The following is a 26101-nucleotide window of genomic DNA, read 5'->3' as shown; positions in this document are numbered from 1 at the left end:
CAACACCCGCTTTATATCTCGGCGGCCGCGATAAGCCGACGCGTGTAGTCCGTGCTGGGGGAGGACCATACGGCCTCGGTAGGGCCGTGCTCGATGAGCCGGCCGTGGTCGAGAACGGCGACGCTATCGCAGAGGTGGCGCACCACCGCAAGGTCGTGGGTGACAAAGAGTAAGGTGAGCTCTCGCTTGTCGATGATCTCTGCCAGTAGCTCCAAAACCTGCGCGCGCACGGACATATCGAGGGCCGAGACTGCTTCATCGGCCAGCAGGATATCTGGCTCGCCACACAGCGCGCGGGCAATGGAAATGCGCTGGCGCTGGCCACCTGAAAACTCGTGCGGGAAGCGGTCGAGGCTATCGGTCGGAAGCCCGACCTCCTCGAGCGCGGCCGCGGCGCGGGACCGCTTTTCGGCCTTGTTTGGGTTGCCCGGCATAGCCTCTGCGATGGATTTCCAGATCTTTAGCCGGGGATTGAGAGAGCCCTGCGGGTCTTGGAAGACCATCTGCACCCGGCCACGGACGGTGACCTCGCCGCTTGTGGGCTGGTCGAGTCCGGCAATGAGCTTGAGCAGGCTGGTCTTTCCCGATCCGGAGCCACCCACAATGCCGAGGCGCTCGCCGTGGTGCACGCGCAAGTCGATGCCGTCGAGTGCGGCGTGAGTGCCGTGCACCTTGCTAGCCCCTTCGAGCGTGACCAGGGAATCTTCCGCTGCGGCCGGGGCAAGGCTCATCTCTGGTGGCTGTGAGGAGGCGATAAGCTCGCGGGTGTAGGGATGCTCGGGCTGGGCAAGAATCCGCTCGGTAGGGCCAGACTCCACCACTGCGCCGTGGTGCATTACCACAACGCGGGGACACATGCGGCGGATGACTCCCAAGTCATGGGTGATGAAGATCAGCGCGATGCCGCGAGCCTTGGTCACGCGCTCGATGACGCGCAATACGCCATCTTGCGTGGTGGCATCCAGCGCGGTGGTCGGTTCATCGCAGATGAGCAGATCGGGGTGGCCGGCCATGGCCATGGCAATGAGCACGCGCTGGCGCTGGCCTCCGGAGAGCTGGTGTGGGAATCGGGTGGCGATATCGGCGGCCAGGTCCACCTCTTCGAGAGCGGTTGCGGCATCGCGCACCCCGGCGTGGGCCAGCTGTTTGCCCACGCGCATAAGCGGGTCCAGCGCGCTCATCGGTTCTTGGAAGACCATGGCCATGGTCTTCCCGCGCAATGGGCGGATGCGGGCATCGCGTGTGCCGACTACCTCGTGGCCATCTACTGTGACGGAGCCGCTCGCGCGCACCCCATCGGGCAAAAGCCCCATGATGGACAGCGCAGTGAGCGATTTTCCGGAGCCGGATTCACCAATAATGCCGAGCTTTTCGCCGGCCGCGAGCTCGAAGTTAAGCGGCCCCAGAAGAGCAGTGCTGGACCCAGCAGCGGTGACCGCCAGGTTATCTACTTTGAGCAGGCTCATCGCGCGGATCCTTTCAGGCGGGGATCGAGGAGGTCACGGAGGGCGTCGCCTAGCAGGTTAAAGCCCAGCACTGTCGCCGCAATGGCCAGGCCGGGCCAGAAGGCCTGCAGGGGAGCGGTGCCCAGAAGCGACTGGGAATCTTGCAGCATCCGGCCCCACGAGGCAGCCGGTGGGGCGGTGCCTAAGCCCAGATAGGACAGGCCGGCCTCGGCCAGGATGGCAAGCGCGAAATATACCGAGGCCTGCACGATGAGCAGACCGGCAAGATTAGGCAAAATATGGCGCCCCGCCACCTTCCAGCCTGGCACTGCGGAGATGCGCGCGGAGGAAATATAGTCCTGCGTGATGACCTGCAGCGTGCCCGAGCGCGCTACGCGGGCAAAGGAGGGAATGCCGGCGATGCCGATGGCAATCATGGCCGTCAGCGTTGAGGGGCCCCATACCGCGCCGGCAATGATCGCCAACAGTAGCGCGGGGAAGGCAAGCAACAAATCTGCACCCCGCATCACTAACGCATCGGCCCACGTGCCGCGGCGCATGCCAGCGAGGATGCCGAGCGGCACGCCGACCACGGCAGCAATTCCCACCGCCACTAGGCCGACGAAGACCGTAATCTGGGCACCTGCCATGATGCGGGAAGCGGTATCGCGGCCGAAGCGGTCCGTACCGAGGAGATGCTCGGCGCTGGGGCCGGCAAGGCTCACATCCGGGTGCGCGAGAGTAGGGTCATACGGCGTCCACACCAGCGAAATCACTGCCACCAGCACCGTGGCGGCGACGAGGATGGCTCCCAGCCAACCAGAAAAACGCAGCTTCATTATTTATCACCTGCCGTGATGCGCGGATCGATGAATCGGTAGGCCACATCCGTGAGGGCATTGACCACCAAGGCGAAGGCGACGAGGAGCATGACCAAGGTCTGCACCGTGGTCAGATCGCGCACCGCCACCGCATCTAGCAGCATCGAACCTATGCCGGGGATGACAAAGACGGACTCAATTACTACGGCGCCCACGACCATCGTGGTTAGCTGTACGCCGGCCACGGTAAGCACGGGCAGCGTCGCATTGCGCAGGCCGTGGCGCTTTAGCGCCTGCCACGGGGACTGGCCCAGTGCACGGGCGGTACGGATATAGTCCTGATGCAGTACATCGAGCACAGCCGAGCGCACATAGCGTGTCAGCATCGCACCTTGCACCACGGCCAGCGCAATGACCGGCAAGATGAGGTGGCGAATAAACTCGCCTGCGCCCTGGTTTGGCGGCACCCAACCATTGGCCGGCAGCCAGCCTAGGTGAACGGCAAAGATGGCCACCAAGATGATGCCGAGCAGGAAGCTGGGCACCGCAATGCCCAGCTGCGTACCGGCAGAAACCACATCCGCGCCGCGGGTACGGTTGCGCAGTGCCAACCACATTCCCACCGGGATTGCCCCGGCCAGCGCGAGCAGCATCGCTAAACCAATCAGGATGAGCGTGACCTGGGCGCGGTCTAGTACCAGCGGCGTAATATCTTGTTGCGAGGACAATGACTGCCCAAAGCTGCCGGTAAATAGGCCTTTTATCCACTCCCAATATTGCGTGAGCAGCGGGCGATCCAGGCCCAGCTCAGAGCTGAGCTTGCCGACGGCCTCTTCGGTCGCATTCACTCCCAGCGCCACCCGCGCCGGGTTGCCTGGCACCGCGCGCATGAGCGCGAAGATGATGATGGAGGCGGCAAAGAGCGTTAATGCAAAGCGCAGCAGCGGGCGCACGATGGCGCGCCCAGTAAGGCGAAGGGAAGTCATCGTGCCTCCTTTTCGGTGGTCACTGCGGAGCTGAGATCGCGCAAGATCAGCGCGTCCGTGACCTGATCAGGGTGCAGCCCGCGCACGCCTGTGCGGGTGAGCACGATATTTGGCATATTCATCAAGGTCAGCGCGCCGGCATCAGCCATGATCTGATCCACGGCTTGTGCCATGAGCTGGGGATAGTCCTGCTCGGGCGCGGAGTCGGCTTGGGCCAAAAGCTCGCGGGTGCGCGGCGAATCGTAGTTGAGGTAATAGTCCGGATCGCCGAATAGGGTTGGCACATCGCGCGGTTCTACGTGGGAGATGAGCGACATTTGATAGTCTTTGGCGCCCATGACCTGGCCCAACCATACGGCTGGGAACTCGGCGGATTCCAGCTTCACCTTAAAGCCAACTTCGGTGAGTTGCGAGTACAGCAGCTCGGCGACGGTCTGGGCATAGGGCAGCGTCGGTGTAGTCAGCGTGATTTCGGCCCCTTCTGCGCCGGCCTCTTCGAGCAACTGGCGGGCCTTATCCGGATTGTAGTCGTAGTAGCGCTTGCCTTGGAACCATGGATCTGTAGGTGGGATTGGTGCACCACCGGTGTCTTTGGCTAGGCCATTCCACAAAATGTCATTGGCCGCCTTGCGGTCGACGGCATAGGCGACTGCCTGGCGCACGCGCGGATCATCAAAGGGAGCCCGGGCATTATTCATGGATAGCAACACCTCACCATTGGTGGTGCCGACCTCGGTAGCGATGCCGTCCTTGACGTCGTCGAGAAGCTCCGGGTTTTGCACACCCCAGACCACATCCACGCCGCCGGCCTGCAGGGCATTGACCGAGGAGATGGTGTCTGGGAAATAGCGAACGGTGACATCGTGCGCGGCGGGCTTTCCCCAATAATTTTTGCGGACCTTGAGCTCCACAAATTCCGAAGGCGCAAAGCGGGACACCTCAAAGGGCCCGGTACCCACCGGTTGGGCGGCGAGGTTATCCATGCCATTAGGCGTCATCATCGCGCCGTTGGCCGTGCCCATGGACCAGAGCCAGCCATTCGACGGCTGTTTCAGGCGCACCTTTAGTGTGTGTTCATCGGTGGCCGTGGCTTTTTCTACCGGATCCATGGCTGCTGAGATGCCATTGGTCCATTTCTCGCGAACGTAATCAATGGAAAAGGCCGCGGTCTCGGCGGTAAAAGCATCGCCATTGGAAAAGGTGACACCTTTGCGCAGATGGAAGGTATAGCTGCGGGCATCGTCGCTGATCTCCCACGAGGTGGCGAGCCCTGGGGTGATAGAACCATCCTCATCGATGCGCACGAGAGTTTCGTAGACATTGTCCATGAGTACGGCGGGGATGGCAGCACCACCGGTAGTGGTGAAATCTAGGGAAGTGGCCGCCGAGGTGGAGGCTACGGTAAGGGAAGCAGAAGCGGAGTCGCTATCTGCTTGGGAGGTATCAACCACCGCGGTATGGCCTGCCGAGCACGCTGATACGGTTCCGACAGCGGCCGCCATGGCGAGGCTACCCAGCGCCCTGCCGGCGCGAAATCTTCTCATAGGAAGCAGGGTAGCCGGTGGGGATAGCTGCCGTGAAACTTATGCAAAATTTCCTGGAGTGGGGATAACTTCTAGGGGTGAAACGCCCCCGCGTACGTTGTTCATAGCCAGCTTCATGCGGTCCGCGCGATAGAGGTATACCGCCAATTCCACCGGTTCGCCGGAGTGGTTGGATATTTCCATCTGGAGCCGCCACAGTGGGGTGCCAGTGGCTACTTCAAGTGCCTCGGCATCCTCGGCCGTGGCTTCCTCCAACGTGAGTTCGCGGCGCACATTATCAAAGTCCACGCCGCATTCGTGCAGGTGCGCATGAATAGAGCCGGCATCCGCGTCGAAGTCCAAGATGTGCTTTCCCACCACCATGGGGAAATACATGCGCTCAATGGCAATGGGGTGGTCCTCGGTATAGCGCACGCGGTGGACAAAGACCACATTTTGTTCTGGGTCCACACGCAGAAAACGAGTGATTTCCCGCGGCGCACGGCGGCGAGCCAGCCACAGGGTGTGCTGTTGGGGATCCGCGTCATATTCGCTGAGCCAGCTGGAGATGGAATAGATGGATTCAAAAAGCTCTGCCTGGGTAGAGGCTAAAACGGTGGAGCGTCGCCCGCGGCCGGAGGAAACCAGCCCTTCGGCGCGCAAAGCCGCAACCGCTTGGCGCACGGGTCCGCGGGAAGAAGAAAACTTCTCGCATAAATCTGCTTCGCTAGGTAGAAAATGGCCTGGTTGCAGCACGCCAGAGCGGATCTGTTCTCGCAGGTAGTCCGCGATCTTTTTATGTTGCTGTTTATCGCGTGGGCTCATTCAACCTTTGTCCTTAGTCTCTCCGGGGCTTTTCGCAGCGGAGCGAAACACGTCAATGTTATTCCATTTTGCTAGGGTGCGCTAACGCAACAGCGTCACTAAGAAACTACGCGCTATTTGAGTGAAAAGGCACTAAATAAAATCACGCGCCGCTCTATCAGCGCTAGGTGGGTGGGAAGCACGCTAGGCTAAGTCTTCGTGAACGAGAGCACCGAAACTATTGAAGTACGCGAAGCCGGCGGTACCGCGCGCCTGGGCAAGGCAGTGACGATGGCTGTCATTATCGCCGTCGCGCTGCTGCTAATCGGTGGAGTGCTTATTTACTCGGCGCTGCAGGAGCCGGCCGACACACGCTTGCATACCGTTTACCTCATTGCCGCGCTCATGCCCTTAGGCGGGGCGCTGTGCGCGATGCTGGCGGTGGTAGCCTCCGCGCGGCGCCGAGCTCGTGCGCTGCTGCGCATTGGCGAGGATATTTCCTTGCCACTCCAGCGGACTAGGTATCCGGCCGCTGAGCTAGACCGCATGCAGTTCTATTCGCTCGAGCCGGGCCAAAATTTCCTGGCCCTGATTCCGCGTGGGGTACGCGTTTCTACCTTGGACGAAGCGCAGCAGTATTCGGTGCGATTGCCGGAGCAGGCGAACCTGGGACCGCGGGAGCTTGAGGGAAAACTCCGGGAACGGTTCCCCGAGGTCCCCATTGACCACCTAGGCCACGTAAGGGCCGAAGGCTAGCTCGGGGTGCCGGCTACGCGTGCCGGATCGAGCTGCCAGCCCTGTGCGAGCAGTTGCATATTCTTGATGACTTCCTCGTGCGAGCTGGACTGCAAGGAAACCATCAGCTCATCGGCCTTAGCGTGCTTCTGGAAGGTCTCGAGGTAGTTTGCCACCTCATCGGCGGTGCCCACGGCGGAGTACTTCAGCATGTCTAGGATCTGCTGGCCCTGGTAAGAGCCGATAATCTGCTCCACCTGCTCATCGGTGAGGTGCTTGCCGCGGCCGGCGAAGGCCTTGACGCGGTTGAAACACACGCGCTCGTATTCCTCCTGCGCCTGTTGGGTGGTCTCGGCGGCGGTGACGTTGACTCCGGCGATGAGGTAGGGCTTGCTGAAGCGCTCGGAAGGCTGGAAGTTCTCGCGGTAGTAGGTGGTAGCCTGCTCGAGGTGCTGCGGGGCAAAGTGAGAAGCAAAGGCATAAGGCAGGCCGAGCTTGGCGGCTAGCGAGGCGCCGAACATGGACGAGCCCAAAATATAGATCGGCACGTTGGTATTGGCACCTGGAACGGCGCTGACCCCCGGGATATAAGACTTGCCCTCGAGATAGGAGTTGAGCTCTTTGACGTCTTCGGGGAAGCGTTCGGCAGAGTGGGCGTCGCGGCGCAGGGCGCGGCCCAGGGTATTCATATCCGTGCCGGGTGCGCGGCCTACGCCTAAGTCGATGCGCTTGGGATACATCTCCTCCAAAGTGCCGAATTGCTCGGCGATGACATAAGGGGAGTGGTTAGGCAGCATCACTCCGCCGGAACCCAAGCGAATGCGCTCGGTCTTCGCACCAATGTGGGCGATGAGCACGGCCGGAGAAGAAGACATGATGGACTTCATATTGTGGTGCTCGGTGTACCACATGCGAGAATAGCCCAGCTTTTCTGCTTCCTGTGCCAACTGCACGGAGCGGGCGATGGATTGTGCTGGGGTCTCGCCCTCATAAATGGTGCAGAAGTCCAAGACGGAAAGATGCGCGCGTTCGGTCACGGGGAGAGCCTTCCTTTTGCTTTCGGTAAATCCTGTCTAAGTTCTCTTCTTCCAACGGTACGCGCCGCCTGACTATTCCGGGCGGGGCTATACCGCATCGCCGCAGGGGCCTGTTGACATAAAAATCCCCTCCGCCTCGGCACCGTGGTGAGGTGTGGAGTGGGAGGGGGAGGTAGGAAGGAGAGACTAAGCCTCAGCGAGGGCGTCGGCCTCCGCCGGCTCTGTTGCCGGTGGGTTGGCGGCCTCGTGCTTCTCGCCTGCCTTGGTGGCGATATCGACAACGAGGCCGATGACTGCCGCGATGGCGGTAGGGACGATCCAGCCGAGGTCTACGGACTGGCCAGGAGCCAAGCTCAAGAGGGGATCGAGTGCGTCGGTTCCCCAGCCCTGATCTGCGATAACGGACAAGGCCGACCACAGCACCGATACCCACAGTGCCAAACGGTAGGTCCAATAAAAGACCACGGACTTTTTCACCACTGGTTGGATCAGGGTGAGGAAGATAAGGGAAATAGCTGGTGGATACAGGAAAGTAATGAAGGGCACTGCAATGGACAGCACCGTCCCCAGCCCCTGGAAGGCGAAGAGAATGGACAGTGCGGTAAAGAGGCAGGCCCAGACGTGGTACTTCACCTTAGGCACAAGCATTTCGAAGAAGGCGGAGGTGGAGGTGATAAGGCCCACCGCGGTGGTCATGCAGGCCAGGATGACGATGGCGGAGAAGACGACCTGGCCGATGGTGCCCATGGTGAGATTTGCGGCGTCGGCAAGCAGGGGCGCTCCTGACTCATAGGACTGGCCATTGGGAATGGTTTGGCCTACCCACGCCAAGCCCAGATAGATAGCGGCCAGCAAAGCGCCAGCAACCAGAGCGGCAGTAATGGTGCCGTTAACCAGGGACTTCTTGGTCTTAAAACCCTTGGAACGCAAAGCGCCGACAATGACGATGGAAAAGGCCAGACCCGCAATGGCATCCATCGTGTTATAGCCCTCAAAAAGGCCGGTGACCATGGGGGAAGAAGTATAGTCCGCAGTAGGTGCTTGGGGATCGCGGGGATTGTTGAAAGCTGCCAAGGCGATGAGGACAACCAACAACGCCACCAAAGCCGGGGTGAGGAACTTACCCAAGGTATCGATAATGGAATTTGGCTTCCAAGACAGTGCTAGGGCGATAAGGAAAAAGACCACATTGAAGATGCCATTGGCCATGGTTCCCTCCCAGCCCAGCAGCGGGGTGATGGCGGTTTCCATGGAAACGGCGCCGGTGCGCGGCAGGGCGTAGAAGGCGCCGATGGCAAGGTAGGCCATTACAGAAAAGACGAGGCCGAAAAGCGCGCCACCGTTGGAGCTCAGGTCGCGCACGGAGCGGCCCGAAATGGAGACGGCAACAATGGCTAGGACCGGAAGGAGCACGCCGGCGGCGAGGAAGCCGAGGACGGCGGGCCAAAAATTGGTGCCGGCCGAAACTCCCACCATGGGTGGGAAGATGAGGTTGCCGGCGCCGAAGAACATCGAAAACAGCATCAACGACGCAATTACGATGGTGGCGACGGGCTTTGCAGTGCTTGACGCGACTGGGGTAGCCATGGTGGCTCCTTAATTTTCCATGTACAGCTAGAATGTGAGGAAGCTTTCCTTATTCCGCCGAGGGGTGATGGCGGGGTGGGGTGCGTCTCCGCGGTCCGAGGTGGCGGGTCACGCCTGTTCGTGTAATGAGACATTACCGCCCACATGGTGAGAAATCAAAGTGTGGGGGTGACGCAGAATACATGGTTGACCCAGCCGGGCCGACCTAATCGAGTGCGGCGAAGGCACGCTCCATGCGGTCGAGTGCCTCCTCCAAAATCTCGCGCGAGGTAGAGAAATTCAACCGCGCATGGCCCGGACCGCCGGTGCCAAAGGTATCGCCCTCATTGAGCGCGACCTTCGCATTCTCCCGCAACCACTTGGCCGGCTGCGGATTGCCGCCGATAGCGGTATCAGCAAAATCCAACCACAGCAGGTAGGTGGCCTCCGGCTTGCTGGTCTTTAAACCACGGATGCGCTGCGGCAGCTCCTCCACCAACCAATCGCGGGTCTGCCGCAGGTACGCTATTTCTTCATCGAGGAAGTCGCCGCACTCGCGGTAGGCAGTCTCCGCAGCAAGCACGCCCAAAGTGCCCGTGCCATCCTTGGCCACCCCAGTAAGGTCATTCCACGTGTGTACATCGGACGTATTGGAGAAAATAATCTGCGCGCACTTTAGCCCGGCAGTATTAAAAGCCTTGGAGGTAGCGGTTACCGTGATGGTGCGCTCGGCAGCCGCCGCGCTCAGCGACGCCACCGGGATATGCCGCCCCTCATAGACCAGTGGGGCATGGATTTCATCGGCCAGGATGCGCGCATCATATTTTTCCGCCAGTTCTACCAAGCCGGTGAGGTAGTCCTCGTCCAAGACACGGCCGAGCGGGTTATAAGGGTTGGCTAGCAAAATAGAGCCAGCGCCCTGCTGGAAGGCGCGCTCAATATCATCGAGCTCCAAGCTGGTCTCGATCTTTTCGCGGCCAGCGGTGCGCGGCAGCTCCAGCAGCGGAGGGTAGGAAGGCACTGGCACGATGACCGGGGAACCTTCGCGGGTAAAGTACTGCACTCCTAGCAAAAGACCCCGCACTACATCCCCAATCCAGAAAATATGCTCCGGGATAGGGCGCCAGCCATAGCGTGTGTCATAGAAATTAGCCACAGCCTCGCGCAGTCCTGAGGCCTTGGGTGCTGGGGTATAGCCGAAGGTTTCCCTATCCACCATCTCTTCCAACGCCTTCTTGATAGCGGGCGCGGTGGGGAAGTCGGACTCCGCAATCCACAGTGGCAACACATCTTCTTCGAAGACGGTCCACTTGCGGGTTCCGCGGGCTTGCAATTCTTCTAGGCTAGGAAACTCCATGGCTACAACCTTAACGCGAAGCCCGCGGCCACCCCAGCGCATTTATGCGCTTTTATTCAACTGGCTTATCTTCCCGCGACGGTGCAGGCTCCTAGACATCTGCCTCCTCTTCCTCCTCGGATTCGGAGGCGTGGCCGGAGACAAAGCCATATTTTTTCAACCTGCGGCGGTCTGCGGCCGAGGTGGATTGAGTGAGTTTGAGCAGTTCGGCATAAATGCCACCGGATTGAGCCAGCTCGGCCGGCGAGCCCATCTCATCGATGCGGCCGCGGTCCAAGGTGATGATGGTATCGACGTCCGCAATGGTGGACAACCGGTGGGCAATAATAAGCGTGGTCCGGTCCTTCATCAGCTCATCCAAACCGGCCTGCACGGCGCGCTCGGACTTGGTATCAAGCGCCGAGGTGGCCTCGTCCAATACCAAAATGGGGGCGTCTTTAAGCATGGCGCGGGCAACGGAGACGCGCTGCTTTTGTCCACCGGAAAGCTTAAGGCCGCGCTCACCAATAACGGTGTCATAGCCATCCGGGAAGGCCCGGATAAACTCATGGGCATTGGCGCGCTTGGCGACGTCCACGATTTCTTCCTCCGTGGCACCCGGCTTGCCGTAGGCGATATTTTCGCGAATGGTGCCGGAGAAAAGATAAGACTCCTGGAAGACTACGCCCACCGAGGCGCGCAGGCGCGAGGCAGTGAGATCGTCTACCCGGTGGCCTAGCACATCGAGGTGCCCCGCTGAGGGGTGGTAAAGGCCCAAAAGCAGGTTCACCAAGGTCGATTTGCCGCCGCCGGACTCGCCCACGAGTGCTACCTTATGGCCCTCAGCGGCCGCGAAGGAAATATCCTCCACCACGGGCTTGCCCTCCTCATAGGCGAAGGAAACGTGCTGAAAGGAAAACACCGGCGCGCCGGGTGTGGGCTCGAGCGGGCGAACCGGCGTGAGATCCAGCTGCGGGGTATGCGAACCGGTGGTGGCGGCCACCAGTTCGCGCGGGGCGGTGGGCTCGAGCTCTTCTTCCATTACCTTGAAGTAGTCCTTCGAACCGGCTATTGCGCGCTGGGCGGTATCGACAATCCAGCTCATCATAAAGACCGGCTGCTTCGCACTGGAGACCATCTGCAGCAACATGACCATATCGCCCAAGGAAAAATGCCCCTCCAGCGTGCGCCAGAAGATAACGCCGTAGATACCTAGGAAGATAAACGCCATGGCCAGACCGCGGAAGGTATCCATCATGTGCCACCAGCGCGATTGCGGCTTAGTGGTATCCACCACGGTGCGGTAGCGCGTAGCAAAGTGGAAAAGCTCGCGGGTCTCGCTCACAAAGGACTTGGCCACCTTGACCTGGCCTATGACCTCCGCAAAGCGGCCATTAGCCTGGTCAATATTCTCATTTTTAATGGCCTCAAATTTCTGCCAGCGCTTCGAGGTCAGCGCGGTAAGCCACATATATACCGGGAAGAGGAGAGCCAGCAGGATGGCCAGCGGCCAGTAGAACCACGCGGTAATGGCTAATACCGCGAGGGTTTGAATGATCATCGTGAAGAAGTTATTGGCAAAGGACTGCACGAACTGCGTGATATTGGCAATCGAGCGATCCAGCCGGGCGATGATCGTGCCGGTGACCTGGTTATCGTAATAGCCCTGCGGGAGCGCGAGCAGCTTGGCAAAGTAGCGGGTAGACAAAATCTCGCGCAGGCGCGAGACCATGACATCGCCGATGTAGCCACCAATATTGCGGAAGAGGGCATTGGCGGCGTCGGCAAGAAAAAGCGCCACAGCCAATAACAACACGGTGCGCAGCGCATCGCCGGCCGGGGCGTCCGTCTGCAGCGCCTCTACGATCGTATCGGTAGCGTGGCGCGTCAAAAAGGGCGATATCAGTGCTAGGACTGCGGTGACCGTGGCAGCTAGTAGCACGCCCAAGTAATAGGGCCACAGGGCAGAAGCACTGCGAGTAATGCGCAAGATGGAATTCATAAACCACACTCAATTCAAAAAGGCGGGTAGTGCGCGATTTTAAGGGAGGAGAGATTTAAGCGACTGCCTAGTATGCCACATGCGGGGTTCACGGGAGTAAATGCCTAAGTTCCGGAAAGATTAGGCTAAGGTACTTGTGCAGAAATACAACAATCTTCGCGTGCAAAGGATCCATCCACGGTGAAAAAATCTCACATACTCGGCGCAGGCGTGGTCAGCGCTCTCGCCGTGACCCTGACCGGATGTAGTGTTCTCCAGCCGGAAGAAACAGGGCTCGGGGACAATATCACCGTCTCCAGCTCCGAAGAAGCCCCGTACGAGGCCAAGGACACCGATGACAAAGAGGTCACTTCTAACCTTGCCGAGCCGGTAAAGGATAAGGGCTTGGGCGTGAGCTGGGAACTGCAGGGAGTGTATTCCGATAACAATTCCGGCGGCTCCGTAGTGACCATCCTGCTGAAGAATGAAAACGACGTTCCCTTGCCGGTCGACGCCTTTGAAGATCCCACCCTCGAACGCGCCGACGGCAATGGTGGCTGGGCCAAGATTAATTCCTTGCCCTATGACGAGCAGTCTGCCCCGGATGTGGAGCCACCAGGACTCGACCACCCGTTGGGAGCGGGTGCCTCGGTGAATCTGCAATACCGCTACGACGTCACTCCTGGCAACCTGTGGAATGCGCGCCTCCACGTAGGCAACGTGACCTGGGTAGGAGACCTTAATCTATGACGGAACTTGTAGTCTTGGCCTCTGCCGCGGGCGAACCCATCGGCACCGCTCCCAAGGCCGAAGTTCATACCTCCGATACCCCGCTGCACTTTGCCTTCTCCGCCTGGCTAACCTGCGGCGGCAAAGTGCTAGTCACGCGCCGCGCGCTGAGCAAACTCACCTGGCCTGGCGTGTGGACCAATGCCTTTTGCGGCCACCCCGCTCCCGGCGAGGAGAATACGGCTGCAGTACTGCGCCGCGCCTCCTTTGAGCTAGGCATCGCGCCTTCAGATCTATCCGCCCCGCGGCTTATCCTGCCGGATTTTTCTTATCGCGCGGTGGATTCTTCAGGCACGGTAGAAAACGAAATCTGCCCGGTATTTACCGTCGAGCTTGCCCCCGATGCGCAGTGGGAGCCCAATCCCGAGGAAGTAGATTCCTACCAGTGGGTCGAGCCGGCCCGGCTTTTTGCTGCCGCCGATGCCATGCCTGGCGTCTTTAGCCCGTGGATGATTGATGAGCTAGCGGACGAAAAGCTGCGTGCTGCGCTGTAATTACAGCTCCTCGTCGTTATAAAAGGCCGCGGCCACATAGTCCAAGGTGGCATAGGCTAGGCGACGCTCGCCCGTATCGAGGTCAAATTCCAGCACCTGGTGGTCATCGCCATATCTGGGGAATCCGGGCTCACCCGTGGTGGCAAAATGGCGTAGCCACTCGTTGAGCTCTTCGGCGGGGGCGTTGTTTTCCCCTTCGCTACCATTGCCGCCAAAAAGTGGGCCGAGCTCGGCGCAGTGCACTGCGGGGGCATTAGTGCGGGTAAATTCCATCATCCACGTAGGTCCTGGAGCATACTCGGCTACCTGGGCGGTCCAACGTCGCACTGCGGCATCACCGATAAGCCGGCCCATCGGCCGCTGCGGATCCACATAATGCGCCAGTTGCCGCCACTGCTTGAAGCGCCCCTGCGAAATCCCAAACTTGGGCGAAAGATAGCTGGTAATAAAGCCCGCCAGGGCCATCTTGTCAATGCGCTGGGCTGTGGGCATGTCATAGAACTCATCGCGGGTAGATGTCACCACGATAGGGATATCCGCCAGTTCTTCGGCCCGCAGTGGCGCGGGGCCCAACGCGACATCGAAGCGATATTTCTTGCGGAATTTGGCATACCCTTTGGCCAGCGATTCTGGGTCCATTTTTTCTAAAGCCTGGCGCGTGACCGGCACACCTAGAGCCTTGCGCAGGTCGGTGACGCGGTGCTCGAAGCGGTCGCGTGGGAATGCCGGCGAGAGCGCCAGCACGCGGCGGAAACCGCCCCGGAAGTGATCGCGGCGTGCGAGCCACAAGCTTATCGCCGCCCCAGCGGATTGGCCTACCAAGGTGATATTGGTTTTATCGCCACCAAAGGCCTCGATATTGTGCTGCAGCCACTCCAAAGCTAGGAGGCAGTCATCGATGGCGCGGTAGCGGTCCGCCTCATCGCCGTCAAAGCGCACGAAACCAGCCAACCCCACCCGATAACCGACGTTGACTTGGATTACACCGTGACGGGCATTCTTTGTCCCCGAAAGCCGCGGATCCTCGTGCGATCCGTGCTCGTAGCGCCCGCCGTGAACATAGACCACCACAGGGCAGTCGTTGGCATCGGCAGGAGTGGTAATGGACAAAGCAATATCTTCTGGGTGCGGCTCGCGGGCATCCTGATCGACGCTGCGATCATATGGCTCGGCAGGAGAGTAGGGGCTGGGGATGTTGCAATAGCGCACCGAATGGAAATAGTGCAGGCCATCTCGGCGCACGCCGGTGATCCGGCCGGAAGCGGTGGCGACGGTAACAGGAATCTGGGCGCTCGACATGTCAGCCAGACTACCGCGAGCAAGTAGGATAAGTAGCCATGGAGTGGTTGACGAGCTTGGGCAGCACGCTATCGCAATTGTTGGTGCAGGCGCCCGTGTGGATTCAAATGGTCATCGTGGTGGCCATCGCCGTGCCGCTCATGGTGGTCGTAGCGTGGTGCCTGATGTGGGTGGTCGACTACATAGCCAACCGAGGCAAACGCATGATTTCCCAGCAACGCAGCCACAGCACTAAAATAGACCACCATGGCTGAGGAAAATAACGAGCGCGCACGGCAAGAGCGCGCCGAGCTGCGCGCTAACCCCCGCGAGGGCCTTTGGGACCCCGAAGCCAAGCGCGCCGGCCAGTCTTCTACCTCGGCGGCCACGCCTGGTGCACAGCCCGTTAAACGCAAGCGCGCTCTGCCCAAATCCCGTGTCACGCTCACGTTGTGGACGATGATCGCGCTGGTGATAGTCGTCGCACTGATCGGCCTGTGGACCTAAACCTGCTCCACCCCGCACCAGCGCCTAGGCCCGGCGTTAGGCCTTCCGCTTTATGCTTTCCGGCTGGTGGCCTCTAAGCGCTGGAAGAATTCCAGACTAGGAAGATCCTCAATGAGCAGGGGAGCGCCGTTGGTATCACATAGCGGCACGCACCAATTGGGATAAAGATCGTGCGTGGTACCCGGCTGATTTTGTGCGCGCACATCACCCACCATGTCCACCAAGCTGGTGCACGCAAGAGCCGAAGGTGTACCTACGATATAGCGATGCAGCGCTTCGCTTATATCCTCCTCCGCGCCGCGAGAAGCGCGCTCTGCCGGATCTACGAGGTAATCGCGCTGTGGCAAGAGGCCACGGTCCGCCACGGTTGCGAGTACGCGGGCCTGCCACTCGATGTCATCGCGCTGCTCTTCTTCCACCGAGCGGGTAAGCACGCCTAGGTGCGCGCGTAGCGAAATATGATCGCCGCGCAGGTAGGCCAAGGTGGGCGGCAGATCATGCGTATTGACTGAGGACAGCGCCAGCTGGCGGTATTTCTCCTGCGGCAGCGGGGAGTAGTCATCATCGTCGCGTTCAAACCACACGATGGACGTACCCAGCACCGCCTTCTGAGCGAGCACATCTTGTACCCACGGCTCTACGGTGCCGAGGTCTTCACCAATGACCACGGCACCAGCGCGTTGCGCCTCCAGAGCCAAGATGCCCACCATGGCCTCAAAATCATAAGAGACATACGTGCCCGTCAGCGGGCTGGCCATGCGCGGGATCCAGTACAGGCGGAAAAGCCCTAAGATGTGGTCCACACGCACACCGCCGGCATGGCGCAGCACGGTGGAGAGCATCTCCCTCCACGGGGCGTAGCCGGCGGTGGCCAAGCGCTGCGGGTGCCACGGCGGCTGCGACCAATCCTGGCCTTGCTGGTTATAGTCATCCGGCGGGGCACCCACCGAGCACTGCGGTGCCAAGTATTCGGTGAGATTTACCGCATCGGCGCCACCTGGGTGCACGCCCACCGCCAGGTCAGTGACCAGGCCCAGGCGCATGCCGGCATCGAGCGCACGCTGCTGCGCGGCGGCTAGCTGCTCATCGCAGAGGAACTGCAACCAGGAATAAAAACGCGTGAGCTTGTCCATATCCAAGCCCTCGGCATGGCGCTGGCCCGATTGCGCCGCGGCATCGCGCTGCGCGCACCAGGCAGCGAAATCGCGCAGCCCGCGGCCCTCTTCGCGGGCATAGCTTACGAAAGCCTCTTCGCGCTCCGGAGTGGGCTGGTAATTAAAAAGCTCGCGCAGCACCTGCAGCTTGGCTTCAAAAATGGTGTCGCGCTCAATTTCATCTGCGCTGCGGTTGCGCTGGCGAAACTCTTCGGCCAGTTCGCGCACATCATCTTGTAAGTCCTCCGGCAACAGCTTGAGCTCCGGGATGGATTCGATGTGCAGGTAGAGCGGGTTGATAAAACGCCGCGTGGTGGGAAGATAGGGAGAATCCTCAATCGGCGGTAGCGGCTCGGCTGCATGCAGCGGGTTGACCAGCAAAAAATCCGCATGCGGGGCGAGTGTTTCAGCCAGCTGCCCCAAATCCTGGAAATCACCTATTCCCCAAGAAGACTCCGAGCGCACCGAATAAAGCTGCGCCATCACGCCGCTAATCGGGTGCTCGACAAACTCATCGGCCGTGGTGAGGTGCGCCGGGGTGATAATCAGCGAGCAGGCATGCTTGCCGATGCCCTCTGACTCCAGCACCAGCTCGTGGTAGCCCAGCGGCAGATCGCCAGGGATATGGAAGCTGGCCTCGCCCCATAGCGTGCCATCGACGTCTGCGTCTGGGGCGTCGTTGCGATCTTGGTAGACCTCGCGGGTGCCGCCTTCTTCCAATTCGATGTGTACGTTGGCGGTGTCGCCGGCATGTACATGCACAACGAACCCGCGCTCCTGACCCTGGGGTGCGACGACGCAGTGGGGAAGGGGCTGGGAGGAGCGGGTGAGGTAGTCGTCGTAAAGCAGCTGCGTCAGGGCTGCATCGTCTGGGTTATCTTCGATGGCCACGCCCAAGGCGCGCAGGGTATAGGTAATAGTGTCTTCAGCAACGTGGACGGGGAAACCAGACTGGGAGGCATAGCTGGTGGCCACGCCGTGGCGCTGAGCGAGTTCTTCAAGCAAGTCGCGGGTAGTCACAGGCCACATTGTGCCACGGGGACAACGCGCCTGCTGGGAAACAGATTGGTACAGTAGGCGGAGATTAATAAATAGCTGTTCGAAAGGACACCGCGTGACCCTGCAAGAAGTGCATACCCCGGCGCAATTTACTATCGAGCCGGGCGAAACCTGCCTGACCGCCCTGATGGACACCGCGAAGAAGCGTCCGCACGGCGTCATGTTTACCCGCCCAGCAAATTACGAGTGGGTCAATGTAACGGGCAAAGAATTCATCGATGAGGTCTTTGAAGTAGCCCAAGGGCTTATCGCCCTTGGCGTGCAGCAGGGGGACCGCGTCGCTCTCATCTCTGCTACCCGCTATGAGTGGTCCCTTTTGGATTTTGCCATCTGGGCCGCGGGAGCCGCCTCCGTGCCGGTCTACCCATCTTCCTCCGCCTCCCAGGTGCGTTGGATTATTGAGGACTCCGGCGCAGTGCTGGCCATTACAGAAACCCGCGAGCACTCCGAACTGGTAGAAAACCTGGTTTTGCAAGAAGATGGCGAGCCCAACCTCAAGGGCTCTCCTTCGCAGCTGCGCCGCGTATTGGAAATCAACTCCTCTGCCATTGACACCCTCAAGTTCGAGGGCCGCGGCGTGGCCGCGGAGGAGGTCTACGCCCGCATCAAGGCCACTTCCACCGATGACCTGGCCTCCCTGGTTTATACCTCGGGTACCACCGGCCGCCCCAAGGGCTGCATCCTCACCCACCGCAATTGGCTGGCCCAGACCCGCGGCCTGTGCACCAATCCCATTGGTATCTTTGCCGTCCCGGGCAGCCATACCTTGACCTTCCTGCCACTGGCGCACGTCTTTGCCCGCGCGGTATCCATTGCGGTGGCCATGCGCGGTGCCTCCCAGAACCACTGGTCGGACTTTTCCACCATTTCCATCGAGTTCGCCCGCTCCCGCCCGAACGTCATTTTGGGTGTGCCGCGCGTCTTTGAAAAGGTGCGCAATTCTGCCGCTGCTAAGGCCGCCGATTCTGCCATCAAGACCCTGCTCTTTGAGCAGTCCGAAAAGGTCGCCATCGAATACTCCAAGGCTTTGGACAAGCCGGAGGGGCCAGATCGCCTGCTGAAGGCCAAGCACAAGGTCTTTGACAAGCTGGTCTATTCCACCATCCGTAAGGGCGTGGGCGGCAACGTGAACTACTGCATTACCGGCGGCTCCGCCATGGGCCACGACCTGCTGCACTGGTACCGCGGCATCGGTATCCCGGTCTATGAGGGCTACGGCCTCACCGAGGTTGCCGCCGCGGCCGCGGTGGACTTTGTGGACCAGTCCATCGGCACCGTCGGCCCGCCCATGGGCGGCGTAACCTTCCGCATTAACGATGAAGGCGAAATCTGCATCAAGGGCGATATCGTCTTCCACGGTTACTGGAATAACCCGGAGGCAACGGCCGAAGCCCTCGAGGATGGTTGGTACAACACCGGTGACTTGGGTGAGATTGATGAGGACGGCAAGCTCGTTATCACCGGCCGCAAGAAGGATCTGATTGTTACGGCCGGCGGCAAGAATGTTTCGCCCGGCCCGATGGAGGATATCCTGCGCGGCCACCCGCTTATCTCCCAGGCCATGGTGGTAGGCGATGGTAAGCCCTTCGTGGGAGTGCTGCTGACGCTGGATCCGGATATTTTGAAGCGTTGGAAGCTGGACCACAATATTCCGGAAAATCGCTCTATGCGAGAGCTGGCCACCGATCCCACCCTGCGCGCGGAGCTGCAGGATGCCATCAACCAGGTCAATGCCACCGTCTCCCACGCGGAGGGCATCAAGAAGTTCTACATCCTTGAGTCTGACCTTACTGAGGAAGAAAATGAGCTGACCCCCACCATGAAGGTCAAGCGCAACGTGGTAGCGCAGCGTTATGCTGCGGCCATTGAGCATTTGTACAAGCGCTAGTCTGCGCGATGGGTACACCCGAGGACATGTCCTCGGGTGTTTCTTTTTGCCCTGCTTGGCGACGCCCCTTGTGCAGCTCAACCCGCCGCCCTCTGCTCTGGGCGGTCGAACCTGCCATAAACCTGTGAATGGCTTCGGAGTGTCGCGCGCCCGTGGCGGCGGATCTCGCATAGAGTCGTGAAGCGTTACAGCAAACCTCAACCTCTACTAGAGGTTAGAAATGGGACCGTGGAAGGAGTGGCTCGAAGCCAATGCACAAAATCGCCGCCGAGCTGCGCCACCGCGAGCTTACGCAAGAGATTTATAATATCGGCGACGAAGTCGCAGAATATCTCGAGCACCTCATTGAAGCCATCGAGGATTGGGACGAAGAGCTGTGCATGGATTGCCTGGCCGAGCTAGGCGATATCGTCGAAGATGCTCGCGTTGACTCCGGCCGCTGCGTGGGCGAGCTGATGGGCCTGCGCCAAGCTTTGGTTTCCGGCGTGCGCTCCGGCACGATTTCCGCCGCTTCTTCCGGTGTGAACGACGTGGAAGAGCCGGAACAACTCACCCCGCGCCTGCTGGATGAACGATTCCCCATCTCCAAGCCCATCGTGGTGCACGAGCTGGCCCAGTCCCTGCGTTACCGTACCCAGGCCGTGGCGGATTACCTGCGCGAGGTAGTCGAGTACGTGCTTGCGCAAACCGACGCCGTGGCCCGCAACCTCGACATGGTCTCCCTGCCGCACCTGTACAAGCGCACCGGCGAGTCTGCTCTCATTGCAGTCCAAGCGTGGAAGCACACGGTGCTTGATACCCACCCCGCCTATGTGCGCACGATGCGAGGGCATAACCCGCCGCAGTTCTTGGAGGAGCGTGCCCGCGTAGCGGCGGTGGTGGAAAAGGTTCGCGCTAAGCGTGAAGCGGCTCGCCGGGCTACTACTGCATAAATTATTGAGGCTTCCTTGTTTTAGACAAGGGGATGTTCACGGCCACCGAGATTCCCTCTCTCGGTGGCCGTTGAAGTTTCCAGTGGATTTATGCGTGGATTTCCGGAGGGATCTGCCCCAATTCGGGTAGAAATTTAGGAGAATTTTAGGTTAACAGCCGTTTCAGATGGTCCACGTTATGCCTGTTCAGCTGATTAGATCCTGTAGCCAGCGATGTTGTTGCCAGGTCACCCTTAAAATTTAAGTAGAAAATACTCTTAGAGCGCTGTAGGGTATTTTCCGTCCACGCGAACGCCGTGCCCTAGCATCATCTACACGCGGCGCGCGCAATTAAATTCTTCAACCATATCTACAGGGAGTCAAACCATGGGCGCACGCCGAACTTCTCGCCTCATTGCCAGCGCAGTGGCCGTAGCCACCTTCTCTTCCATTACCGTTGTTCCTACCGCCGTCGCTGCCGAGGACACTACCTTCGTCGAAGAAAAGACCACCGACGATACCGTAAGCCTCAATGGCATCGAATTCGATGAAGAAGGCAACCTGCTCGAGGAAAACAACGCCGGTGATAAGGCGATGAAAGAACTCGACGCGGAAGACGATGCCGCCGATTCCATCACCCCATATGCTGTAGATGGTGCTGAGGAAGCCACCGAGACTCCGGCCCCCGAGAAGCCTGCAAAGCCGACCTCTCTTGATGAGCTCGCACAGACCGAGGCCTCCAATGACGACGTGAACGTCAAGGTGGTTAAAGACGAAAAGAAGGACCAGCTGGTCTGTGAGGTGACTGATGCCCCTGAAAAGGAAGGCAACCTGCTCGACCTCAAGCTTGCCCTAGCTAAGGCGTTCTACGATGGCGGCGAGAAGATTATCAAGACCGTCTGGGAAATCATTCCGGTAGTCGGTGACCTGGTTCCGGCCGATTTCATCGATAAGATTTCCGGTAAGACCTGGGATGGCATTGCCAAGCTGGTCAAGGAAGGCGAGAAGGACAAGACCGTTACCTGGGACCTTTCCCGTGCCCAGGGCATGGCCATCGGACGTATCGATAATGCCGATGCCGATGTTGATATGAATAACCCGGATGCCGCAAAGAAGACCGTATCCGGCCTGCTCAAGTTCGCAGACGGTACCTTTGGCAAGGGAACCAAGGTTATCTTGAAGCTCTTTAATGCAGCCGTTACCATCGCTGGCTTGGTTCCAGGTGCGAACGTCGCTGGCGACCTGAAGCTGAGCAAGGATCAGCAGAAGAGCATCGAAGACTCCCTGAACAATATCTCTACGGCGGCCTCCGACCTGGCAGCCGTCAACGCTCCGGCCGGCCAGCTGTGCTCCGATATGCTCAACGGCAAGAAGACCAAGGATCAGCCTGCTGAGGTCGATCCTTCCGAGGAACCTTCCTCCGAGGAAACCACTCCTGAGGAGTCCACCGAGCCTTCTACCAGCGAGGCTGTCGTTGTTCCCGGCAAGGATGGCCAGGATGGCGTAGATGGCCAGGACGGCCGCGACGGCCGCGACGGTCGCGACGGTCGCGATGGTAAGGACGGCGAGAACGGCCGCGACGGTCGCGATGGCAAGGACGGCCGCGACGGTGAAGATGGCCAGGACGGCAAGGACGGCCGCGACGGTCGCGACGGCCGTGACGGACGCGATGGTCGCGACGGTATCAACGGCAAGGATGGCAAGGACGCGGACCTATCTTCCGTGGCCGGCTTCTCCTTCCTTGCAGCCCTGGTAGGTGGCGGCACGGTACTGGGCATTCTGTCTGCCGTTGACTACCTCTACACCCATGGCATGCTGCCGAAGAACAGCGTCCCATGGCGCATCAACCAGTAAGACCATTCTCTTAGGTCTTTAGCTGGAATCGGTAAAGCCTCCACGAGCATGTTCTCGGGGAGGCTCTTTCGATTTGTAGTCACTGTTGCGTCGCATCCCGAGAAATATTCTCACACCCTCCCTTCGCGCTCACCGGCGCGGCAGATTTCGTCGCGAAAGTGCTGCCGGTGAGCGCGAATGGCAGGGGAGGGAAAGATAGGGGAGAGGAAGTCAGATGTGGCGGCAGGTAGAAACCGCGGACTTAAGCGGAACGGGCGGCCTTCTGCCCAGCGGAGACGGTGGCGGTAAGGTCGGACAGAAAACGGTCGGGGTGGTCGACGAGCTGTCTCGGGGAATAACAAAGGACGGTGAATCCCGCCTTTCGTAGGAGCTGGTGACGCTCGCGTAGGTGGGGCAGCGCCTTCGCAGAGACGATGTCAACGAGATAGGCGTTGTTGATACACAGAGCGGTCGTGATGTCGGGAAGAGCTTTGAACTGTGCTTTGAAGAAAATAGGCCACGGGAAATCAGCCTCAATGATAAGGGCGCGGGCAAAGGACTCATATGGAGAACGGGAAAGCTCAGAGGCATGGTGGATCACAGCGCGGACGATGCGGCTATTGCGTACTCTTCCCATGCGGGCGAATTCTTGAGTGAGTTCTTCCCGGCTTACTCCGGCGCGTAGTGCCGAGTCGGCGGCGATGAGGCCATCGCGAAAGCCGTGGTAGCGGGCGATATCGATAACCGCGCGGGCTTTGGAAACACAGCGGGCGCCGTCCACGAGGACAGGTTCAGGCAGGGAAGCCTTGCGGTAGATGCGCTCGGGGTGGCGGCGGTCTTTGTGGGGGAGCGTATTGGTGGGAAGTGCCATCTCAATCTGTTCCTCGGCCGTGGCGATGACCCACAGGCCATGTACTCGGGCGGCGGATTTGGAGATGAGTACTGCGGTATAGGCACTGCGAGCGGCGGCAATGGCGCGCAGGCGCAGTTGGGACGGGAAATCGAGGCAATGATAGTGATCGCGCCGGACAGCGATGCGCGGTGCGAGCTTAAGGTAGGTGCCGTTTTTCAGGTCGGTCCAAAAGGTGGGGTGGTTAGCGCGGATGGAATCGATATTGGTCAGTGGTGTTGTCATGCCTTTAAGCAAAGGACACGCTTCTGGCCGGCGCGAGGAAGTAACGGCCGGGCTTGTGGATAACGAGGAGGCTGAGATGGTCAAGTGCTCAAAGTGGCTGCTGGGGTAAGCAGGGGCGAACTTGTCCACAAGGTGGAGAGGCTGCACTTGCGCGAGGGCGGGAAATAGGAAAGGCCGCGCCGGCAAAAAGGGGCGGGCGCGGGCGGGGACGAGCGGGACTTAGACGGCCAGGGGAGGGGTGACCTTGTCTAGCTGCTCGGTAATCTGCGGCCACAGCTGGCCCATGATGTCATCCCAGGTAAGGATCCACACGGCATTGTCCTTATCGGCCTTACCCACCATGACGAGCTGCTCGTTGCGGGCCCGCATATGGTCCAAGGTCTTTTGCACGGTAGTAGAAGAAGACACGGACAGGGCAGGGCGGGAGAACTCGAGGACCGGGGTCTCCGGAGCTGCCAGCAAGGTATCGCGCACGTGGACTACGCGGGGAACGCGGGAGTCCTTAGGAAAGACCAGTACGCGCATGATGTTCTTGCGCACGACGAGGTCCTGGAGATCGTCCACGGTGGCGTCGGAAGGCAGGGGCACTACCTCGGAGCCATGGGCGCGGGCCATGGCGCCAACGGTGGAGTTTTCCAACTCGATGACATCGGAAATCTGGTTGGCGGAGTCATCATCCAATGCGCCGGTTTCGCGGGAATGCTCGACCAAGGTACGCAGGGTCTCGGCGTCGTAGCCGGCTGCACCGGCACGATCGACGGGCTCTTCGCCAGCTATGGCCACGAGCTTATTGGCCATGACATTGATCCATTTCAGCAGCGGGCGGAAGATCCACACGAAGCCGCGCGCGGGTACCGCGATGACCTGCAGTGCGGTTTCTGGGTGGGCGATCGCCCAAGATTTCGGCGCCATCTCACCCAGCACTAAGTGAAGGAAGGTGACGATGAAGAGGGCGAGGATAAAGCTAGCGACATCGGCAATGCCCAGTGGTAGGCCTGCAGCTTCGAGCGGGGCCATGAGCAGGTGGTGGACCCACGGTTTGGTCACGGCACCCAGCACGAAGGTAGCGGCGGTAATGCCCAGCTGCGCGCCGGCAAGCATGATGGTCAGTTCATTGAGCGAGCGCAGGCCGGCCCGGGCAGTACGGGAATTTTCCGCATACTCTTCCAAACGGTGACGGCGAGCGCCCATCAAGGAGAACTCGATAATCACAAAGAAGCCGGAAGCGGCGATGATAAGTAGGGTAACGAGGAGGTTAAACCACCAAGATTCGGTCATTATGCATCCTCCTTCTCGTCGTCATCATCGGACTGGTCGGGGTAATCCTCCACCAGCTCGATGGCAAGGACGGAGGGCACGTGGCGGTCCACCTCTTGCACGCGCAGGCGGATAGAGCGCACGGGCGCCTCATCGTGGTCCACCCAATCATCGGGCTCGGCCTCGAGCTGAATGGCGTGTTCCTCACCGACCTCTGGCAACGCGCCGGAGTGGGCGATGACGAGGCCAGCGACGGTTTCGAAGTCGCCCTCAGGCAGGTCGTGGCCGATGGCCCGCTCGATTTCATCAATGGGCGTATCGCCATCTACCACCCAGTGGGAATCGTCCTGCTCCGTGATTTCCTCGGTTTCTTCGATATCGTGCTCATCGGTGACATCACCCAAGATTTCCTCGGCCAAGTCCTCCATGGTCACGATGCCCACAAAGCCACCGTATTCATCGATAACACAGGCCATCTTCTGGTCGCTATCGCGCAGCTCCTCTACCACATCCGGCAGCGGCATCAGCTCAGGAACCACGACGGGTTCCTGCATGATGCTGGTGGCCTTGGTGGCGGCGGGAAGGTCGCTTCCCAGGACGTCGATAAGATGCACCACGCCCACCGGGTTATGTTCGTCATCGATGACGGGGTAGCGGGTGTGATCGGACGACATCATCTCGCGAACCTCACCAAGGGTGGTGTCCGGGTCAATGACGTCCACGCGGGAGCGCGGGATCATGGCATGCTCTACGTCGTGCTCAGGGAAATCCAGCAGGCGGTCGAGCACCATATAAGTATTCTCATCCAGATCGCCGGCCTCATGGGAGGAATCCACGATGGATTCCAAGTCATCGGCGGTGGCGGAGGAGTCCACGTCTTCTACCGGTTCAATGCCAAAAACCTTGAGGATGGCATTGGAAGAGTACTCAAAGAAGTGGATGAGCCAGCCGAATAGCCGCAGGTAAAGCTGCGTGGAGGAGGCCAGCCAGCGCGCCGTCTTCATAGGGGCGGCGATGGTGTAGTTCTTGGGGAAAAGCTCCGCGAAGAGCATGGTTGCAATCGTGGAGATGAAAAGCGCCAGGATGGTGCCCACGGTAATAGACACTGCGCTCGGCACACCAACGCCGCCGAGCAGGACGCCCAGTCCTTGGCCCACGAGCGGCTCGGCCACATAGCCGATGAGCAGGCCGGTAATAGTAATGCCGAGCTGCGCGCCGGAGAGCATGAAGGAGGTCTGCTGGGTAATAGCCAGCGCGCGCTGCGCCGTCTTATCCCCCTCAGCAGCCTGGGACCGCAGCTGTGTGCGGTCCACGGACATAAAAGAAAATTCCTGGGCCACGAAGTATGCATTCGCGACGATGATGAGGCCGATGACTACAAATCCGGCCAGGATCATCAAAATAGCCGATAACATGATTTACTCCCCACCGCCTAGAAGGAGGTAGGGACATCGACTGGGAGGTTCCACTGAGGGTGCCTTTCTACTTGGGAAGATGCAAACATACTACATGCTTAACCCCCCTTTCGGCCATTTTGTTCCCGCCCTATTAGGGTTTTATCC

Annotated in this window: 22 protein-coding genes; 8 read left to right on the top strand and 14 right to left on the bottom strand. The window is 59.9% G+C overall.

Annotated features, from left to right (window positions below):
* Positions 1-11: 11 nt before the first annotated feature.
* The 5 genes from MHK04_RS03525 to MHK04_RS03505 are packed head-to-tail and all read right to left on the bottom strand — an operon-like array spanning position 12 to position 5600.
* Positions 12-1466, bottom strand: coding sequence for an ATP-binding cassette domain-containing protein (locus tag MHK04_RS03525; protein ID WP_239207890.1), 1455 nt, complete (start codon positions 1464-1466; stop codon positions 12-14).
* Positions 1463-2284 carry an ABC transporter permease gene (locus MHK04_RS03520; RefSeq protein WP_239207889.1) on the bottom strand — a complete coding sequence of 274 codons (822 nt, stop codon included), beginning with the start codon at positions 2282-2284 and terminating at the stop codon, positions 1463-1465. The genes MHK04_RS03525 and MHK04_RS03520 overlap by 4 nt, the downstream gene beginning before the upstream one ends.
* The gene (locus tag MHK04_RS03515) at positions 2284-3252 is read right to left on the bottom strand and encodes an ABC transporter permease (protein ID WP_239207888.1); all 969 of its coding nucleotides are present in this window, start codon (positions 3250-3252) and stop codon (positions 2284-2286) included. Before MHK04_RS03515 ends, MHK04_RS03520 begins: the two co-directional genes overlap by 1 nt.
* Entirely contained in the window at positions 3249-4796 is a 1548-nt protein-coding gene (locus MHK04_RS03510) for an ABC transporter substrate-binding protein (RefSeq protein ID WP_239207887.1), read from the bottom strand. Before MHK04_RS03510 ends, MHK04_RS03515 begins: the two co-directional genes overlap by 4 nt.
* Before the next feature lie 39 nt (positions 4797-4835).
* Entirely contained in the window at positions 4836-5600 is a 765-nt protein-coding gene (locus MHK04_RS03505; protein ID WP_086588313.1) for a GntR family transcriptional regulator, read from the bottom strand.
* 198 nt (positions 5601-5798) lie between these two features.
* On the opposite strand from MHK04_RS03505, the gene MHK04_RS03500 reads away from it, so the two are divergent.
* The gene (locus MHK04_RS03500; RefSeq protein WP_239207886.1) at positions 5799-6335 is read left to right on the top strand and encodes a hypothetical protein; all 537 of its coding nucleotides are present in this window, start codon (positions 5799-5801) and stop codon (positions 6333-6335) included.
* On the opposite strand, the gene MHK04_RS03495 is transcribed toward MHK04_RS03500, so the two are convergent.
* The 4 genes from MHK04_RS03495 to MHK04_RS03480 form a co-directional block, all read right to left on the bottom strand.
* A complete protein-coding gene (locus MHK04_RS03495) occupies positions 6332-7351 on the bottom strand; it encodes an LLM class flavin-dependent oxidoreductase (RefSeq protein ID WP_200288764.1) in 1020 nt (339 codons plus the stop codon). The genes MHK04_RS03500 and MHK04_RS03495 overlap by 4 nt on opposite strands.
* A 186-nt stretch (positions 7352-7537) precedes the next feature.
* A complete protein-coding gene (gene brnQ, locus MHK04_RS03490) occupies positions 7538-8938 on the bottom strand; it encodes a branched-chain amino acid transport system II carrier protein (protein WP_239207885.1) in 1401 nt (466 codons plus the stop codon).
* A gap of 205 nt (positions 8939-9143) precedes the next feature.
* Entirely contained in the window at positions 9144-10274 is a 1131-nt protein-coding gene (locus tag MHK04_RS03485; protein WP_239207884.1) for a MalY/PatB family protein, read from the bottom strand.
* Between the two features lie 91 nt (positions 10275-10365).
* Positions 10366-12255, bottom strand: a complete 1890-nt coding sequence (locus tag MHK04_RS03480; protein WP_239207883.1) for an ABC transporter ATP-binding protein — start codon at positions 12253-12255, stop codon at positions 10366-10368.
* A 180-nt stretch (positions 12256-12435) separates the two neighbouring features.
* On the opposite strand from MHK04_RS03480, the gene MHK04_RS03475 reads away from it, so the two are divergent.
* Positions 12436-12984 (top strand): hypothetical protein, encoded by a 549-nt coding sequence (locus MHK04_RS03475; RefSeq protein ID WP_239205090.1) that lies wholly within the window; start codon positions 12436-12438, stop codon positions 12982-12984.
* Positions 12981-13517, top strand: coding sequence for an isopentenyl-diphosphate Delta-isomerase (gene idi, locus MHK04_RS03470; RefSeq protein ID WP_239205092.1), 537 nt, complete (start codon positions 12981-12983; stop codon positions 13515-13517). The genes MHK04_RS03475 and idi overlap by 4 nt, the downstream gene beginning before the upstream one ends.
* On the opposite strand, the gene MHK04_RS03465 is transcribed toward idi, so the two are convergent.
* Positions 13518-14816, bottom strand: coding sequence for a carboxylesterase family protein (locus MHK04_RS03465; protein ID WP_239207882.1), 1299 nt, complete (start codon positions 14814-14816; stop codon positions 13518-13520).
* Between the two features lie 38 nt (positions 14817-14854).
* Here MHK04_RS03465 and MHK04_RS03460 point away from each other — a divergent pair, with 38 nt between their 5' ends.
* Together MHK04_RS03460 and MHK04_RS03455 are read left to right on the top strand one after the other, a co-directional pair.
* Positions 14855-15070: a hypothetical protein gene (locus MHK04_RS03460; RefSeq protein WP_200288770.1), complete on the top strand. Its 216-nt coding sequence runs from the start codon at positions 14855-14857 to the stop codon at positions 15068-15070.
* Complete coding sequence (locus MHK04_RS03455) at positions 15063-15302, top strand: hypothetical protein (protein ID WP_086588323.1); 240 nt, start codon at positions 15063-15065, stop codon at positions 15300-15302. The genes MHK04_RS03460 and MHK04_RS03455 overlap by 8 nt, the downstream gene beginning before the upstream one ends.
* Before the next feature lie 50 nt (positions 15303-15352).
* Here the strand turns inward: MHK04_RS03455 and malQ are convergent, their stop codons facing one another.
* Positions 15353-17476 carry a 4-alpha-glucanotransferase gene (gene malQ / locus MHK04_RS03450; RefSeq protein ID WP_239207881.1) on the bottom strand — a complete coding sequence of 708 codons (2124 nt, stop codon included), beginning with the start codon at positions 17474-17476 and terminating at the stop codon, positions 15353-15355.
* Positions 17477-17570: 94 nt separating this feature from the next.
* On the opposite strand from malQ, the gene MHK04_RS03445 reads away from it, so the two are divergent.
* The 3 genes from MHK04_RS03445 (at position 17571) to MHK04_RS03435 (ending at position 22168) form a co-directional block, all read left to right on the top strand.
* Positions 17571-19403: an AMP-dependent synthetase/ligase gene (locus tag MHK04_RS03445; RefSeq protein ID WP_239207880.1), complete on the top strand. Its 1833-nt coding sequence runs from the start codon at positions 17571-17573 to the stop codon at positions 19401-19403.
* Between the two features lie 251 nt (positions 19404-19654).
* Positions 19655-20335, top strand: a complete 681-nt coding sequence (locus MHK04_RS03440; protein ID WP_086588326.1) for a hypothetical protein — start codon at positions 19655-19657, stop codon at positions 20333-20335.
* 366 nt (positions 20336-20701) lie between these two features.
* Entirely contained in the window at positions 20702-22168 is a 1467-nt protein-coding gene (locus tag MHK04_RS03435; RefSeq protein ID WP_239207879.1) for a hypothetical protein, read from the top strand.
* 241 nt (positions 22169-22409) lie between these two features.
* Here the strand turns inward: MHK04_RS03435 and MHK04_RS03430 are convergent, their stop codons facing one another.
* From MHK04_RS03430 to MHK04_RS03420, 3 genes are all read right to left on the bottom strand, one after another.
* Complete coding sequence (locus MHK04_RS03430) at positions 22410-23282, bottom strand: hypothetical protein (RefSeq protein WP_200288774.1); 873 nt, start codon at positions 23280-23282, stop codon at positions 22410-22412.
* A 219-nt stretch (positions 23283-23501) separates the two neighbouring features.
* Entirely contained in the window at positions 23502-24560 is a 1059-nt protein-coding gene (locus tag MHK04_RS03425) for a CNNM domain-containing protein (protein WP_239207878.1), read from the bottom strand.
* Positions 24560-25954, bottom strand: coding sequence for a hemolysin family protein (locus MHK04_RS03420; protein WP_239207877.1), 1395 nt, complete (start codon positions 25952-25954; stop codon positions 24560-24562). The genes MHK04_RS03425 and MHK04_RS03420 overlap by 1 nt, the downstream gene beginning before the upstream one ends.
* Positions 25955-26101: the final 147 nt, after the last annotated feature.

It is taken from the genome of Corynebacterium nasorum, assembly GCF_022345765.1.
Taxonomy (GTDB): domain Bacteria; phylum Actinomycetota; class Actinomycetes; order Mycobacteriales; family Mycobacteriaceae; genus Corynebacterium; species Corynebacterium kefirresidentii.
This window is presented reverse-complemented; position numbering and strand designations above follow the sequence as displayed.